We start from the raw sequence: 14,906 nt of genomic DNA, 5'->3' as shown, positions 1-14,906 counted from the left end.
GGGGCGGTGTATGGCGTCTGAGCCTTGTGGCGTTGACCACGTTTTCTAGCGAGCCAGCACCGTCTCTCTTCATCGTCTCGAACAGTTGAAAGCGGCCGGTCTGGACCGCGGAGCAGAAGGAAGAGGGTATGAACAAAGTACACACGAACAGATCATCGGCATAGATGTCAGCCGCGACTGCTTGACGTTCATTGTCTGCCGGACATTCATAGGTTGCGGCTCCCGAACAGCGATGAGGGTCGCGCACAGCTTGTTGGTCTGGCACAATCAACGCACGCGCTTGTCTGTTTCGAAGCGACTGGAGGGCAGGAATGGCGTCTGTGGACCGCGCTGGATGCAGCCGGGATCGCGACCCGACAGTTGCCGCCAGCTCAGATCAAAGCCATCGCCACCAGCCGTGGCACACGCGCCAAGACGGATCGGATCGACGCGGAACTCATTGCGCGTTTCATGGCATTTCGACCAGACGCAGGGCGCGAACTGCCTCATGGGAAATTGCGCCTTCTCAGAGCCTTGGCATCAAAGCGCGCGCAGCTTGTCGAGACGCGCAAGAGACTTCTGGCGCAGATCAAGGCGCATGAGAAATTGGGAACGGATGAGATTTTCACTGAAGCTGATGCTGAGCTGCGAGCGCTACTGGATCGACAGATCGGTAAATTGGAAGATCAGATTGCCCAGACCATCGCCGCAGATCAGGGCCTTGCAAAAACCGCTGATATCTTGCGTTCTGTTCCTGGGATCGGCCCCGTTGCCAGCACTATTCTTATCGCGGAAATGCCTGAACTGGGCCAACTCTCGGGAGAACAAGCTGCCGCGCTCACGGGTCTGGCTCCCATTGCTCACGACAGCGGTGCGATGCGTGGCAAGCGCGCCATTGGTGGGGGACGGCGACAGGTACGACACGTCATGTTCCAAGCTGCTCTCGTCGCGAGCCATCACAATCCGCATCTCAAGATCTTCGCAAATCGTTTGCGCGACGCGGGCAAACCACACAAAGTCATCATCACAGCAGTCGCCAGAAAGCTTGTTACAATCGCGAACGCACTCCTCAAATCTAGGCAAAACTGGTCGGCTCAGACCGCCTGAGAAATACAGTTGCTAGTACTTTATCCGAATCTCGATCGTCTTGTCCGTACGCTTCAACTCGAGCCGTGTTTCGCTGAAAATCGGTGGTGCCAAATTTGTTTTTGGGTTTTGTGAAAAACCATAGCCCTCGGTTGGAATACCAAATGCGCCAATGTCTAATTCTCCGTTGCCATTTTCATCATGAATAACAGAAACTGCGTATTGCCCCTCTTCTAGTGACAAAGTTATTTCTGGCACTCCATTAGTGTCCGAAAGCAGGAGAAAACCACTCGCAAATGCATTGTCCGCGCCGGAAAGGAAGGACGTTTCATCAGTATAAACTGCATATAAAATATTTCCGTCCCTACTTTCCAGTCCAGTCAATTCGATCGTCAATTCGAGAGCGGACGCTTCGGATAAAAAGGTTGTGACAAAGACTACAGCAAGGTGGAGGAACTTCATAAGTCAAATCTCATTTCCAGGATTGTTTTCATGTCGCCAGATACGAATTCGTCACCAGTCTCGCCGATAGACCATTCGCGCACTATATTCACGTCGAATCCGGATCTTTCGAAATGGATGCCAAGGCGTATGTTCGAAGATCCGTCATCAACATTGTAAATCTCGCTCAGCGTACCGTCGACAATTCCGAAACTACGCTGCGCGGATATGCCCAGGTAGTTTTGCCGCAGATAAGGTAGTGGACCGAAACCTCCACCAATTGCCACCCACTCGCTTTCCGTCAAACCAGTTCCATCGTGGAACGCCTCAAGGGTAAGGGACAAGCTAGGGTCAAAAGGAGGGTTCACAGTCACGCCAAGCGCAAACTGCGGAAACCATGTATCATCCGCACTGCCCAAGGCACCCGCTGTCGCCAACGCGGCTCTCTTGTCGAAACGGCGAACATCACGTTGGAAGATGATTGTCCCATACGACAAAGCGAAATCGTTCAGCGCAGTTGACGCAGCGACCCCCAAACTGAATGTGTTTATGTTGCCTTCTGCATAGCGCGCAACAAGCTCGTAATCCGCGCCACCAGCGAAACCCGCATGGCTCATGACGACTTGATCAAGACCCTGATTCGCACCATCAGGTTCGTTTTTAAAGTCGCTGCTGAACAAAAAACGTGTTGTCGCCGATCCGCCGAAATGCGCAATTGCAACTTGCGGCAACCCGGCCAGAGCTCCCGATGTATCGCGAATGTCGAAGTTCAGGCGATCAGACTGAACGACGTCCAGCGGGCGAAAGAACTGTGATTTGTCATAGGTCGCGATTGCCTTGCCAAACGTCAATGACAGAGCTTCGCCCAGATTAGTTTGTACGAAGGCTTCCTGCACCTTCAACTCTAGATCGTCGTCTTCTAGGACGGCTTTGAGTTTCAATGTGACAGCACCACAGCCATAGCGCCCAAGCAAAAATTGCGTTGCCTGCGGGTCGCTATCCCCGTCAAAATCCAGGCCAACAGTGGCCGAGGCGCAATCCACGCCCGTTTGAGCAAAGGCGTGCGCTGGCCCGACCAAACATATCAGCGCAATGAATGATAGGCGCGTCATCTATGGATCGCACTGGGAGAGAAGTGCCCCGGCGAAAAGCGGTTGCTGCTGATCTTTTCAATTCTCAGCTCGGTTTTTGATCCGCGTGGCGAGGCAAAAGTAATCGTAGGAATCGCAGGGGTCTGTGACCCATCAAACGGGATATAGCGCACGTCGCTGAACGTCGCTGTGCGAAACAGTTTACCACTCGTCAGGAAATACTCTGCGAAGATGGGCTTCAACCGGTTGGGATCAACATATAAATTGATTGTGCGAAACGTGCTGGCTCTACTCTTGGCGGCTAGTGCTAGTTTTTTTACCGCGCGCCCGCCGAATGTTGCCGCTGATTGTTCTGTGATCCGGTAATCATCAGCGAAGCGCAACTGTGTGATATCACCAATGACGGTTTCGCCGCGTAGACTTTGGATCTTCGGGATACGGATCGTTCGGCGTGAGCCAGGCGAGAATAGCCATAGCCCTTCTTGAGTATAGAGATATTTCTCGCCACGGTCGCCGCCCGAAACGATTTGCGCAAGCGAGTTTCCTTTGCCGTCTTGATCTGACTTGAACCGGGTCACTTGCCCATCGCTGGTACGAACCGAGAAATCGACGGTGACCGCCCCGGATGGTAGCCGCAACTGATCGATCTGCTCCAGCACATTCGCCTGCCCTCCGACAGCCCAAAGCAGGGACGCGACAACAATCGTAAAGCTTTGAATGGGGAATACATCCATGGCCTTCATCCTTCTACAAGATCTATGATCGAGCGCTTGAACAGTCGCGACACCGTCAGCGCCGCCGCGAGAGAGGCGAGCGCGATGACGCCCAAAGAGATAAATGCAGCCGCTGGTGCGTCCCAAAACAACACCAGAGGCACGTCAACGTTCTGACCCGGCGGCGGCGGCAGCATAATGCCCGCGCCATCCAAAAAACGAGACACGGCAAACGACATTGAAAGCCCCACAATTCCACCAATCAGGCTCAGGATCACCCCCTCGCCAAGAAACAGCCCCATAACAGCCCGTCGGCGCATTCCGAGGGCAAGCAAAACCCCGATTTGGCTTTTCCGTTCAAGGATTGAGGCACTGATTGCGCTGAGCAGCGAGATAAACACAACCATCGACAAGATAACGGCAAGCACTGTGAATTGCGCCAAGTTCGACTGCCGAATTTGGTCGTAGATTGGTTCCACCTCCCGCCAGGTCAGTGCTTGCAAACCGTCTGGCAATTGCGCATTCAGTTCGGCTGCGAGTGTGACGGGTTCCGCAGCACCGTCATTGTAGACTACGAAGCGAGAGACGTCCTCGGTATCCAGCAGAAACTGTATATTCCTAAGCGGCATCTCAATCAGCACTGCGTCGTTAAAGCGGTTCCCTGTCGAGATGAGGCCGACCACTGTTAGGTCTATCGCATTAATGGCGTTCTGTTTGGTTGTCGTCAGCAGCGTTATTGCATCGCCTACATCCAGTGAAAGCTGCTCGGCCAAAATTTGGCCGATGGTCGCGCGAAAATCTTCGCCTTTGCTGTTGCGTAAACCTTGGCCGGTAAGGACGGGCGAGACAGATCGGCGCAGCCGCGTGTCCGCCCCAACATCCAACCCCAAGCCGGAGAAAGGCACTGTTTTTTCTCCGTTAGAGGCAAGGCCCCCTGCGTTCATCTCGGCAAAGACACGCACGTCGCGACCGTCCAGAATGGATTTTATTGCGGCCTGTTGGTCCAGTGAAATTGTGTGCTCCACGCCGCCATCGGTGTAACCCATGAACTGCTCTAGCTGACCGATTTGAAGATGCCCGGTGCCTCCATGTACAATACTGAATTGCAGACCGAAGAGGCTGCCAAGGATAAATCCAATCGTGAGGTGAACGGACAACACCGCGGTGGCGATAATTAAAATCACTGGACCCGAGCGAGTCGTTCGACGCAGCACACCCTTCAATGCGAGAATGACGATCTTACGCATGGCAATCCAAGCTCAAGACCTGGTCTGCGGCCTCAAGAACCTGCGCGTCATGCGATGCAAGCAAAATTGTCAAAGCGTGCTTTGCCCGAAGGTCCAAAAAAAGTTGAATCATCCTGTCGCGGTTTTCATCGTCGAGACTGGACGTCGGCTCGTCCACTAACAGAAGTGATTTCTTCCCCGCGATCGCGCGGGCGACCGAGACGCGCTGTCGCTGTCCACCGGACAGTTGATCACGGCGATGCCACGCGCGGTCTTCCAATTGAAAATCGGCCAAGAGCTCCATCGCCCAGTCTTGCTTTTGGCGCGATGTGAGCGGCAGATCATGCATCGAAAGAGCTATGTTTTCCAGGGCGGTTAGCTCGGGCAGCAAATGAGAGTTCTGGAATACGAAACCAATTTCCGTGCGCCGTAACGCTTCACGGCGTGCGGCAGACGCTGCTGAAATCGGCTCGCTACCCAGGTAAATCTCGCCTGAATCGAGGTCATCGAACCCTGCAGTCAGGTTCAGGATGGTACTCTTCCCCACTCCCGACCGCCCCGAGATTGCAAAAACTGTTCCTTTTGGGACCGCGAAAGACAGGTCTGAAAAAATCGTCTGAATGCGGTCGCCATCCTGAAACGACTTGCCAACGCTTTGATATGTGAGCGCGTAGTCCATCGGTCATACCTGCCGGACCGGTTATCGGGGCGCCTGAGCACCAACGACAACCATCGTGGTATCCCACCAGTAAGAACAGCTTTCAGGCGGGTTCAGGCCATCGCAGATTTCTGTGTCGAAACGGCTAAAATGCTCAAACAGCTTGCGTTGATGGCGACGACCAAGATGGTCCGTCTCGCCAGTGTAATAGGTGAAAGTTCCCTCCGGGTGGAGCAGTCGCCGCGCTGTATCGAAGAAGTTCTCCGCGTAACAGCTTTTGCGCAACGCGTTATCATACCAGTCTTTTTCGCTTTCCGGGTAGGTGTCGAAGAAAATCCCATCAAAGGGGTCGACCAGCAGGGCGCATTGGTCTTGCCATCGACCTTCGATCACTGTCACGCATACATCGGGATAGTTTGCTCCCCACGCCCTTGCGCGATCAACAACCTCCGGGTTTGCTTCAACGACCGTGTACGATGTTGCGCCGAGCCGTAGCATTTCGGCCGCCGAGATCCCCATCCCGAACCCAATTTCCAGAACGCTGGCCCCAGGACCTGCAATTTTGCGGGCCATATGATGCATGAGCGGCGTTTCCCATGACTGCATCACCTCTTGCTGTGCAATGAGCAATTCAGTGTCGTCGAGAGATGGCGACGCGTCATGCAATGCGCCGACCAGCGGCGCGCGCTGCGAGTGGGCGGCAGGGTTCTGACCGTGCAGTACCACAAGATGCTCGGCAAAGTCAGATATAGCTCGTTGAATGATCCAGAACTTTTGATCCTCGGTGTATTGCGTCAAGAAGCCCTTGCTTGGCTCAAACGAGACATTGAACAGATCACATTGAGCGCCGGACATGGTCACACCAAGTTGCGGATGAGAGGCGAAAGGTTTGTTCATCTCGCACGCCCCGCTGCTACATAGAGGTTGCGGTCGCTTGCGCTCCAAATCAGCGCAAGGCCAAGCACGAGCATGGCTGTACCTGCGTTGTAAACATAGGTCAGGCCTTCGCCGCTGAACGCCGCAATCAGCATGCCGTTCAGATGGTAGAAAGGCGAGGTTGTAATGAAACCAGCGCTCCAACTTGGAAGAACTTCTACCGGCACAAAAACGTTCGATGACATCAGCGCGTAGATGTTCACGATATTTGCAATCGCCAGCATCGACTGACTGTTCTTGCAAATGCGCGCAACGCCAAGCGCAACTCCGAAGCAAAACATGCTGGCCATCGCCAAGGCAGCGAGGCCAACCAGTGCTACAGTTAGCGTCAACTTGTGTTCAAGCCCAAGCACCAAAAAAGCACCTGTTATGAAAAACATGGAGAAACCAAGGATAACGGTCACTCGCGACAAAACCAGCGACAGCGTTACACCAAAAAGCGAGTAAGGGCTCGCCACGTAAAACAGCAGCGCATTGTGGGCACGGTTTTCGCCTATCGACAACGCCAGGCCGAAAATCGCGGTAGATACCAATGTCAGCATCGTCAACCCGATGACAGAGACGAACCGAAACCCGTCGGATTCTGCGCCACCGGGATCGAACAACAAGATCAGGAAGACCAGCATCATCACAGGATAGAAAATTGTCCAAAACAGCGCTGACACGTTGGTTACGTAGGACCTTGTTTCAAGCCAGAAGACTGAGAATACAGGCATTGCTTTCTCCTCTATGCAGAACTATCGAATGCCAGGGCGTGATCGTGCTCAATCGGCAGGTGGACTTCTTCGGCTTCAAGGCTCAGCAGCAGGTCGTATGTGGTCACGCTGCGCCATGCCAAGCCCATACGCTTGCCACCAAAGCGCGGGTCCTTGGGAAGGTCCTTTAAGGCCTTTGTGCCAAAAACCATGGCTTTCAGCGGGTCAGGCGCGACGACCAGTCTGCGTTCTCGACTTTCTGCGATGACACGCATCAACCGAACACGCTCTGCTGCGTCTTCAAAGGTAATCTCCAGAACGCCTGCTCCAAAACGGTCACTCATCAACTTACCAAGGCCGCTATGCGATGACACGCGCCCTTCTTCGATCAGAACGACTTCCTGTGCTGCGCTCAGGATTTCTGCATCGTGTGTTGCGACAATGGACGTAAGACCGGCCGCATTGCGTGCCTGAAGTGCTGCTTTCACGATGCGAATGGTTTTCTCGTCCAGGCTGGCTTCTGCTTCGTCCAAAATAGCAAGCGCGGGTCCATGGCCTAACGCCAGGAACAGGTTGAGCCGCTGCTTCTGACCACCGGACATTTTGTCAATGATCCGACCTGAAAACTCGGACGGCTCAAGGCCCTGTGCTGTCGCATGGGTCTGCGTCAACCGGTGTGCTCTGCGATGAAACGCCAGAAGGCTCCCAACTCTCAGACCAGGGGGAAAGCTCTGCTGCTGGCTTGCAAAACCCAGAAAATGGCGGTGCGGGGGCGGCGTATCGGCGTAAGTCGTACCGTTTACCCGCGCTTCAACAGAAAGATCAGGCCGCAAGCCCATCAGACCGTTGACCACAGTCGACTTTCCGGACCCGTTCGGCCCGATGAGCGCCGTTGTGCAGCCGGGTTTGAAGGCAAGGTTCTGGACTTCCACAGACACCGGAGCAGATGACCTGCCAGTCCGCATGGATTTCAATGAGATGATGTCAACATTGGGCAATGGCTTGCTCCGCTATTGTACGGTTCAACTGGTCTGCAGTTTCCGGCCTGCCGAATTGAGTGGTCATGACCTCCGCCAACTCGCGCGCACGATCCAACGAGCCTCCCGCGAAATCAGGCAAGTAGCGGTAGAGGTACATCAAGGTGATCGTCGCATCGGCGCCAATAGATGGGTCATCAGATGCCTGCGCAAGAAAGGCCATCGCCTCTTCGGCACTTTTGGCAAAGCTGTCCCGTCCCTCTGCGCTTTGCATACGGCCCAGAATATCCGCCAACTCAAAATACCAGTCCGTCTCTTCCGGGGCACCGTCGCGAGCCTCAAGGGCCCATGCTTGCATCTGCCGGTCGGCTTCCGACGGAAATTGATCGACGGCGACCAGCCCCAAGAAGCGGCCAAGATTGCGCCAATCTTTGAGGTTTAGACTTGTCTTATCTTTGGTGGCAAGTTTGTTGACGGCATCCTTGAAGGCCTCATGATGGCCCGCGAAATAATCGTATTCCAGATCATTACTCGGCCCTCCATGGTCTTTGCTGCGCAGTGTCGCCCCAACCTCAGAGATTTTTTCTTGAAAGAACGAAACGCATATATTGGCATCCTCACAATCGCGCGCGGCTTGCAAGAAGGACCGCAGCCCATCCTTACCACCCTGTATAAACGCAGCACACAAACCTGCTGAGCCAAGCGTATAAGGGTCCTTACTTGAAGCTCCGATGCGTACGGTTCTGGACAGCCAACCCTGGGCCTTTTCAAGGGCTGAGATCTGCGCCGCCACGCTCAAAGCACGTTCCAAAAAAACGGCGATCCCTTCGTCCAGTACGGAAAAGCCCGACAGGCCAAAGCAATGGGTAAACTCATGTGGTAGATGTCCGCTCACAATGGCGTCGCTCCGCTCAATGCAAGCAATGGCGACATTATTGGGGAATACCGCGCTAAACTGAGACTTAGGCGCATCCAGAACGATGGCTATCCGCAGCCTTGTGCGGATAATGCCCATTTCGTCAGCGTAGGCGATGCAGGATCGCATCGTCTCGGCGAGCCGCGATAGTTCGGCAGGAGCCGCATCATCGGGCAGCACCAGATAATCGGTCTGTGACACCTGAACCGCGCGCATTGTGCTGGACAGAAACGGGCGCGCAATTGCGAGGTAATCGTCCGATAGCGCTTCGCGCGTATGGGGCGCCCAAGTTTGATTTTCAATCAAACCTGATGCGTCCCATAGCGCATTCATCTCGATATCAGTATAAAGTCTGGCGACAGCATCACGCATCACTCGCGGCTCCATACCACAGAACATGACCTAGCGTTTCGGTTCGCGGATCTGCGCCCAGCAAGGCGGTGCCTCGATCGTCGAAGAAGCCCCCCCAATGCAAGGTGTCCACGCCCTGATCGGCCAGCGCCAGCCCAACGTGGTGGCTGACAATCCCAAGCTCCATCAGCGCAAATCGATACCCGGCGAAGCCATATTTGACGACTGTCCGTTCCCAGACTGCGCTGAACAAGATCGCGCCTTTAGTGGTCTGTGCCAAAGTCTTATCGCCAATGCACAGCGCGTTTGCGGCTTCGCCCATTGGCACCCGGGCGCGCAGAACGCGCAGCTTTGCCCCAGCAGGATCTACATGGCGGAGAGCGAAATCATCGCCTTCTCTTTCCAGCAGATGGATCTCAACCGGGTACAGTCCACCAGGAGACGGGTATGGCCGCCAGTGAAAGAACACCTCTTCGTCGATTACCGATTGAGCATTGCGCTGCGGGACCAAGCACCGCAATGCGGCCATCAACCGTGTGCGGTCAAAGGGGGCTTCCGGGTCAAATTCACGGCAGGATCTACGCGCAGAAAGGCAGGTCGCCAATCGCTCTGGAAGAGGTTCTGTCAGTTCCTGCACATCCACTTCAGGTGCAACCTTATAATTCCGCGATGCTTCCTGTGCACCGCGCGCGCTGTCGACATATTGTCCGGACCTCAGGAACGCATCCATCGAACTGATCGGTTTGGATTTAGTTCGGTCATGAAAGGTGAGCACCTCGGGCATTTCCGGGGCATCAAAGCTGTTAGGTGTCAAGTAAGAGTCAAACGCCATAGTGCACCTCAAGGAAAACAATGGGGGGGATCGAGAGTGACGAACACTGCGCCCGGTGTGCCACGCCATGCCATGAAGCTCTCAAGCCTGCGCGGATCGGTGTGGACAGCCGTGTAGCCCGCCGAAAGCGGTTGAAGCCCGGAGCAGAATGCGCGTACGACATGAAAGCCTGCATCCCTCACATCAGGCGGCGTGAGATCCGCAAAGCTGGGGTCAAACCCTGCTGCGGTGAGGCGACCGACAAGCATATCGACTTGCGCTTGAGGTGTCAGAGTGTTGATTTTGATCGGTGCCCAATCGTCCGGGAACGCATCGATTTCGACCATTTCTTGTGTGAACCAGGGATAAGCGTTGCTCCTCTCCGGAGTCAGGTACCAGGCCACATGGTCTTTGAAGTCATCAATCTCCGTCGGGTCACGAATTTCGCGGTTTAGCCGCTTCATGTCCAAGCACCAGTTGAACGTGTGGAATGCTTCGACAACCGCCTTGCGGAGCGCCTGCACAGGGTCAAGATTGCACGACGCTCCAGTAGCAACACCGCCTCCAGGCACTGCAACAACGGTGACCATAACCGGCGTGTGGCAATCAGTGCGCAAGGCAAGGACCCGCATGTTCAGGCCAAGCAGCTCAATCTGTTCATAAAAGTTTTGAGGCAAGTGCCTTTTTACAAGGCTGTGCGACAAAACACCGGGCGCTGTACCTGTAAGCCAATAGCTGCTATACGCATCGCGCTCGATCAGCTCGTGCAGCCCGGAGACCACAGCCTGTTCTTGTGTGATGTGGCAGGCGAGCCCTGTGGAATACGTGCGATCGAGAATGTCGCTCTCACGTGGGGCGTCAAAGCCCATCAAGGCGAGAGACGCAGGGATCGCAGTATCAGAGCCATCCAAAAGGCGCTTGGCCATGATCCAATCCCGCTCGATTTCCGGATCTGGGCGCGCAAAATTGACATCACGCGCTGAAAAGCTCTTATCAGTAAAGTGGATCAAGCGTTCCAGATAGGCCCTGCCACCGTACACATCGTCGGCCAAAGCTGTCACCCTTGGAATGTGTACGTAGATCGACGCGCTATACCGCTCAACGGCTTCGCCGATGGTCGACCAAAGCGCTTCGGTCCTAGTCAAACCAGCGCCGGACGCTTGGCGTGATGTATTCGGAATTCGCGGCCGATCGCCGTCACTGATAACCGTCGGGTCCTGAAATTCTGCAAGGTAAATCTGAACTGCCGGTTCACAAGCCTGCGTCGGAACATCTGAAACATAGGTTATGAGCCCACATTCGAAATCTACGAGGTTGTTAAGGGTTTGCGCCAGGCCAGCCATCAGGTCATGTCCCGAATTGCTCGCAGCGGTGCGTCATAGTCGCTGCAGGTTGAGCAGAAAGGATTGCGTAGAACAGCAACTCGAGACGATGTGCCAGAGAGGACAGACCATGTCTCAAGATGTCCAGGTTTCAGGATGTTGAACTGGCCGCCTCGGGCCAAACGTACCGTTCGTGTCAGGATGTATCTGCTCAAATCGGCAACAGATTGGCCAAGTGGCAGCGAGTATAGCGGCTCGGCACCAGTATGCCGGTAGGTGCGCGCCTCGTCGGTAAACTGCGATGCCGCCTCTGTGCGCGCGAGGAAGCAGTCGATGCAGGCCGTCTCACCCGGGATGTGACCCGGCCCAAGCCGTAGTGCACCACCATCGAACCAGAATGCAGTTTTGAACTTTGCAGCTGGCGCGTCTGACCAGCGCTGGGAGAGCTTGGACATATTATCGTTGTCTTGCACGACGATGGCAAAATCCGGCGCGTCCTCTGTGTAGACACCGCCCGGCAATCCGCCGAGACCCCGACGCGCAATGTCTGCAAGCGGGCAATTACCATAGACGCCGATACGCGTCAGGTCAAAATTATCGATCTCGCCTTGCTTGACTACCGCAGTGTTGACGTCCTCGCGTGCCAGCAACGAGTCGAACCAGTCATTGACGGACAACCGTTCCCGGTTAATCACCCCTGCGCTCATCAAGCCCTGCAGGAAGGGTTCAGCAGCATCCGCAGGCACACCATTGCAGCATATCAGATCTATCCAATTGTCCGCAGACAAGCCCTCTTTCTGGTCAAAAATCCTCTGCAAGAGCGCAGCATCGCATTCCAAAGTGACGTGGTTGTGATCTGGAAATCGGATCTGCACGCGCTCCGAGTCGATCTTGTTTATCGAAGCCGACTTCGTTAAATATAATTCGTCAGCCATACATCTCTCCAATGGAAGGTCGTGGGCGATATGTAAGTTAAGAGCGCTACTGCAGTTTAAGAGCGCTACTGAAGTCTCCGAAATGCCCACTACTGGCTCAGACAATTTCCCAAATCAAATGGTTGGAGTTTTGCAATGCAGATTATAGCTGCTGGGGTGTTTGTGGGTATTCAGAGCTCATTGACGCCAACGTGCCTAGAGAACCTCTCTAGGCACACTATCCTATCAGCGGCAGCAGCAGCAGGAACTGCTAGTAGAAGTACAACGGCCTGCCGTTACAGCAGCACCCACGCCCCACTTAACCCGAGCACGATCACCGCTGGAATAAAATGTTAGAGATCTCATTGTCTTTTCCTTTCTAACCATAGAAGTTTCATCGAATAGCGCCGAGACAGCTTAAAAATTTTACAGAAAGTCCAAAATCTTCGATCAGCTCGACCACACCCTAAGATTGCAATAGGAAATATTTTCTTGTCAATTGTGACGCGCAGATCTTTTCGACACCCCCTAATAATACTGATAATGTTAAATAATTCCCCATCCGGATACCGGGAAGTATCGAATAGCCATCTCGAAATTCACACAATCCAAAATCTCACAACCATTTCACATTACAACCTTTGATCAATAACCCTTTCAGCAAGACGCCAGAATGCGACCAAATAAATCACCCACGCGCAGGCGCGAGGCGGCGGAGGTGGCTCTGACCTTTCCCGGCGATCAGGGCCGGTTTGATCTGGAGGCTTCCGGTTGGGCTTGAGTGTTGAGCGGCAGCGTGGAAACCGCGAGAGTCTCAAGCGCTGCCGCGGTGGTTTTCGGCAAGAACTCCGTTGGAGATTGATATCCGAGCGCCGAGTGCGGGCGCACGGTGTTGTAGTAGCGGAGCCAGCGGTCGATCTCCTCGTGGGCATGGCGCAAGGAGCGGAACCAGTGAAGGCTCAGGTATTCGGTCTTAGGTAGCAAATGCACCAGACGATTGACTGAGATGCTGTCTGGAAACAAAATGTGAACATTCATGGTTTTGGAGGTTCATATGGCGCAACATTTTCTCCTGTCGGCCGCCGCTCGGACGCTGTCTCTCAAATCGATCTTCTCCGAAGGGGAAGAGGCGGCATACCGTCGGTTCTGTCGGCTGCGCTGGCCGGAGACCGATGGTGAACCGATCTGCCCTGCATGCGGATGTGTTGATGTTTACAACCTGACGACCAGGCGCCGTTTCAAATGTGCGGCCTGCCATCGGCAATTCAGCGTGACTTCGGGCACGATCTTCGCCTCCCGGAAGCTCGCCTTCGTCGACCTCCTGGGCGCGATCTGTCTGTTCGTGAACGCGGCGAAGGGTCTGTCCGCGGTGCAGATGTCACGTGATCTGGATGTGCAGCACAAGACGGCATTCGTGCTCATGCACAAGCTCAGAGAGGCAATGCATGCGGAGACCCGGGACGCCCGTCTGGACGGCGAGGTCGAAGTTGATGGCGCGGCGTTCGGTGGCCATGTCCGGCCTGCCAATCTGAAAGAGGAGCGTGTCGACCGGCGGCGGCGCGTCAACCGGAGTGGGAAGCGCCGGGTGGTTGTTGTGCTCCGCCAGCGTAGCGGCCGAACGGTGACGAGAACCTTTCTTCGGGAGGCGCAGGGCGTCGAATTTGCAAGGGAAAGGATCGCTCCAGACACCGTTGTCTCGGCCGATGAAGTCGCGCATTGGGATCTTCTGGAAACAGACTTTGATATGCAAAGGATCAATCATTCAGAGGGTTACAGCGTCGGAGGAGCTCATACCAACCTTGCCGAGAGCTTCTTCTCGCGGCTTAGACGGATGATTGGCGGACAACATCTGAAGGTCGAAGGAAGGTATCTCGATGCATACGCGGCCCATGCAGCCTGGCTCGAGGATCATCGGGAGGAGAGCAATGGCCGCCTGGCGGATTGCTTGATCGGCGGCGCGCTTGCGTTTCCGGTCAGCCGGTCGTGGAAGGGGTACTGGCAACGGCGCGCAGCGTGACGGCATCGCCGGCACCCCAGACACACATGCCTTTCTTCTTCTCGATCATCCTGACGAGTTTTCGCCGCTTGGCATGTCGCAGCGCCTGGACGACCTTGAAGACCGCAGAGTTCCTGAGCGCAGTATCTGAGATGTCCAGGTCTCGCTCCGCCATTACACGCTCGGCAAGCTCACGCGTGGTCAGTTCGGCATCGACCCCGAGGTGGCGGACACAGATATCCGCGATCTCGCCCTTCTTGAAAAACCCATGGCTCACAATGTACCGGGCGCGCTGCCGTTCCGGTGCGGCGAATAGTTCAATCGTCGCGTTCACATGTGCCAGATCGTGCTTCGCATGGGCGATCTGCGCCTCATATGCCTTAATCTGGCCCAGTATCTCGGCCCGCGTCTCTGTTAGTGTATGAATAATCAATGGCTTTGGCATGCCCTCATTCCACACGAGAACACGCTGGCCATCCAGACGACAACTTGGTGCATTTGCTACCTAAGACCGCAGGTATTCATCTCTGAACTTGCCGTTGAAACTCTCCACGAATGCGTTCTGCAGCGGCTGGCCTGGTTCGATGTACCGCAGACGCACGCTAGTCCGCTCAGACCCATCGAACATGGCTTTGCTGGTGCCTTCAGGCCCATCTGTAAATGCCGTTTCAAAAATCCCCAAAAGTGGCGAAGTAAAATTCCCCACTTTCTGGTCTCGGTGATCAGCCGGTTGTTGCGATCAGTTTCTCCTTTTTTGGTGGTCGGCCGCGTCGCTTTGGTGCGGGCGGTGGTGT

The 14,906-nt window shown here is 54.9% G+C and carries 16 protein-coding genes and 1 pseudogene; 2 read left to right on the top strand and 15 right to left on the bottom strand.

Features of this window, described 5'->3' with window-relative positions; all coding sequences use genetic code 11:
* The first annotated feature begins 213 nt into the window (after nucleotides 1-213).
* Nucleotides 214-1,086, top strand: a complete 873-nt coding sequence (locus tag Q0C28_RS09320; RefSeq protein WP_293575086.1) for an IS110 family transposase — start codon at nucleotides 214-216, stop codon at nucleotides 1,084-1,086.
* Between the two features lie 12 nt (nucleotides 1,087-1,098).
* Here Q0C28_RS09320 and Q0C28_RS09315 read toward each other — a convergent pair whose 3' ends face one another.
* From Q0C28_RS09315 to Q0C28_RS09255, 13 genes are all read right to left on the bottom strand, one after another.
* Entirely contained in the window at nucleotides 1,099-1,527 is a 429-nt protein-coding gene (locus tag Q0C28_RS09315) for a DUF2141 domain-containing protein (RefSeq protein ID WP_293575085.1), read from the bottom strand.
* Complete coding sequence (locus Q0C28_RS09310; RefSeq protein WP_293575084.1) at nucleotides 1,524-2,618, bottom strand: hypothetical protein; 1,095 nt, start codon at nucleotides 2,616-2,618, stop codon at nucleotides 1,524-1,526. The genes Q0C28_RS09315 and Q0C28_RS09310 overlap by 4 nt, the downstream gene beginning before the upstream one ends.
* Nucleotides 2,615-3,331 (bottom strand): outer membrane lipoprotein-sorting protein, encoded by a 717-nt coding sequence (locus Q0C28_RS09305; RefSeq protein ID WP_293575083.1) that lies wholly within the window; start codon nucleotides 3,329-3,331, stop codon nucleotides 2,615-2,617. The genes Q0C28_RS09310 and Q0C28_RS09305 overlap by 4 nt, the downstream gene beginning before the upstream one ends.
* A gap of 5 nt (nucleotides 3,332-3,336) precedes the next feature.
* The gene (locus Q0C28_RS09300; protein WP_293575082.1) at nucleotides 3,337-4,557 is read right to left on the bottom strand and encodes an FtsX-like permease family protein; all 1,221 of its coding nucleotides are present in this window, start codon (nucleotides 4,555-4,557) and stop codon (nucleotides 3,337-3,339) included.
* Complete coding sequence (locus Q0C28_RS09295; RefSeq protein ID WP_293575080.1) at nucleotides 4,550-5,215, bottom strand: ATP-binding cassette domain-containing protein; 666 nt, start codon at nucleotides 5,213-5,215, stop codon at nucleotides 4,550-4,552. The genes Q0C28_RS09300 and Q0C28_RS09295 overlap by 8 nt, the downstream gene beginning before the upstream one ends.
* Nucleotides 5,216-5,236: 21 nt before the next feature.
* Nucleotides 5,237-6,055 carry a class I SAM-dependent methyltransferase gene (locus Q0C28_RS09290; protein WP_293575078.1) on the bottom strand — a complete coding sequence of 273 codons (819 nt, stop codon included), beginning with the start codon at nucleotides 6,053-6,055 and terminating at the stop codon, nucleotides 5,237-5,239.
* Nucleotides 6,056-6,087: 32 nt separating this feature from the next.
* Nucleotides 6,088-6,846 (bottom strand): ABC transporter permease, encoded by a 759-nt coding sequence (locus Q0C28_RS09285; protein WP_293575077.1) that lies wholly within the window; start codon nucleotides 6,844-6,846, stop codon nucleotides 6,088-6,090.
* 11 nt (nucleotides 6,847-6,857) lie between these two features.
* Complete coding sequence (locus Q0C28_RS09280; protein WP_293575087.1) at nucleotides 6,858-7,790, bottom strand: ATP-binding cassette domain-containing protein; 933 nt, start codon at nucleotides 7,788-7,790, stop codon at nucleotides 6,858-6,860.
* A gap of 19 nt (nucleotides 7,791-7,809) precedes the next feature.
* Entirely contained in the window at nucleotides 7,810-9,090 is a 1,281-nt protein-coding gene (locus Q0C28_RS09275; RefSeq protein ID WP_293575076.1) for a hypothetical protein, read from the bottom strand.
* Nucleotides 9,083-9,901 carry a nitroreductase family protein gene (locus Q0C28_RS09270; RefSeq protein WP_293575075.1) on the bottom strand — a complete coding sequence of 273 codons (819 nt, stop codon included), beginning with the start codon at nucleotides 9,899-9,901 and terminating at the stop codon, nucleotides 9,083-9,085. Before Q0C28_RS09270 ends, Q0C28_RS09275 begins: the two co-directional genes overlap by 8 nt.
* Nucleotides 9,902-9,909: 8 nt before the next feature.
* Nucleotides 9,910-11,223, bottom strand: coding sequence for a YcaO-like family protein (locus Q0C28_RS09265; RefSeq protein ID WP_293575073.1), 1,314 nt, complete (start codon nucleotides 11,221-11,223; stop codon nucleotides 9,910-9,912).
* Nucleotides 11,223-12,137 carry a hypothetical protein gene (locus Q0C28_RS09260; RefSeq protein WP_293575072.1) on the bottom strand — a complete coding sequence of 305 codons (915 nt, stop codon included), beginning with the start codon at nucleotides 12,135-12,137 and terminating at the stop codon, nucleotides 11,223-11,225. Before Q0C28_RS09260 ends, Q0C28_RS09265 begins: the two co-directional genes overlap by 1 nt.
* Before the next feature lie 720 nt (nucleotides 12,138-12,857).
* Nucleotides 12,858-13,154 carry a transposase gene (locus Q0C28_RS09255; RefSeq protein ID WP_293575071.1) on the bottom strand — a complete coding sequence of 99 codons (297 nt, stop codon included), beginning with the start codon at nucleotides 13,152-13,154 and terminating at the stop codon, nucleotides 12,858-12,860.
* Nucleotides 13,155-13,170: 16 nt separating this feature from the next.
* Here Q0C28_RS09255 and Q0C28_RS09250 point away from each other — a divergent pair, with 16 nt between their 5' ends.
* Nucleotides 13,171-14,133 (top strand): IS1595 family transposase, encoded by a 963-nt coding sequence (locus Q0C28_RS09250; protein WP_293575070.1) that lies wholly within the window; start codon nucleotides 13,171-13,173, stop codon nucleotides 14,131-14,133.
* Here the strand turns inward: Q0C28_RS09250 and Q0C28_RS09245 are convergent.
* A complete protein-coding gene (locus tag Q0C28_RS09245; RefSeq protein ID WP_293575069.1) occupies nucleotides 14,090-14,557 on the bottom strand; it encodes a hypothetical protein in 468 nt (155 codons plus the stop codon). The genes Q0C28_RS09250 and Q0C28_RS09245 overlap by 44 nt on opposite strands.
* 69 nt (nucleotides 14,558-14,626) lie before the next feature.
* A pseudogene (locus Q0C28_RS09240) lies at nucleotides 14,627-14,767 on the bottom strand (integrase core domain-containing protein); the annotation flags it as partial.
* Nucleotides 14,768-14,906 lie beyond the last annotated feature (139 nt).

It is taken from the genome of Phaeobacter sp., from assembly GCF_022825805.1.
GTDB lineage: Bacteria > Pseudomonadota > Alphaproteobacteria > Rhodobacterales > Rhodobacteraceae > Phaeobacter.
Note: the sequence above shows the minus strand (reverse complement) of the source record. Positions and strands in the feature narration are given on the sequence as shown.

Coding starts and splice junctions, on each gene's coding strand:
- Q0C28_RS09315 (WP_293575085.1), bottom strand. CDS start 1,527: ATGAAGTTCCTCCACCTTGCTGTAGTCTTTGTCACAACCTTTTTATCC.
- Q0C28_RS09310 (WP_293575084.1), bottom strand. CDS start 2,618: ATGACGCGCCTATCATTCATTGCGCTGATATGTTTGGTCGGGCCAGCG.
- Q0C28_RS09305 (WP_293575083.1), bottom strand. CDS start 3,331: ATGGATGTATTCCCCATTCAAAGCTTTACGATTGTTGTCGCGTCCCTG.
- Q0C28_RS09300 (WP_293575082.1), bottom strand. CDS start 4,557: ATGCGTAAGATCGTCATTCTCGCATTGAAGGGTGTGCTGCGTCGAACG.
- Q0C28_RS09295 (WP_293575080.1), bottom strand. CDS start 5,215: ATGGACTACGCGCTCACATATCAAAGCGTTGGCAAGTCGTTTCAGGAT.
- Q0C28_RS09285 (WP_293575077.1), bottom strand. CDS start 6,846: ATGCCTGTATTCTCAGTCTTCTGGCTTGAAACAAGGTCCTACGTAACC.
- Q0C28_RS09280 (WP_293575087.1), bottom strand. CDS start 7,790: ATGCGGACTGGCAGGTCATCTGCTCCGGTGTCTGTGGAAGTCCAGAAC.
- Q0C28_RS09275 (WP_293575076.1), bottom strand. CDS start 9,090: ATGCGTGATGCTGTCGCCAGACTTTATACTGATATCGAGATGAATGCG.
- Q0C28_RS09270 (WP_293575075.1), bottom strand. CDS start 9,901: ATGGCGTTTGACTCTTACTTGACACCTAACAGCTTTGATGCCCCGGAA.
- Q0C28_RS09265 (WP_293575073.1), bottom strand. CDS start 11,223: ATGGCTGGCCTGGCGCAAACCCTTAACAACCTCGTAGATTTCGAATGT.
- Q0C28_RS09260 (WP_293575072.1), bottom strand. CDS start 12,137: ATGGCTGACGAATTATATTTAACGAAGTCGGCTTCGATAAACAAGATC.
- Q0C28_RS09255 (WP_293575071.1), bottom strand. CDS start 13,154: ATGAATGTTCACATTTTGTTTCCAGACAGCATCTCAGTCAATCGTCTG.
- Q0C28_RS09250 (WP_293575070.1), top strand. CDS start 13,171: ATGGCGCAACATTTTCTCCTGTCGGCCGCCGCTCGGACGCTGTCTCTC.
- Q0C28_RS09245 (WP_293575069.1), bottom strand. CDS start 14,557: ATGCCAAAGCCATTGATTATTCATACACTAACAGAGACGCGGGCCGAG.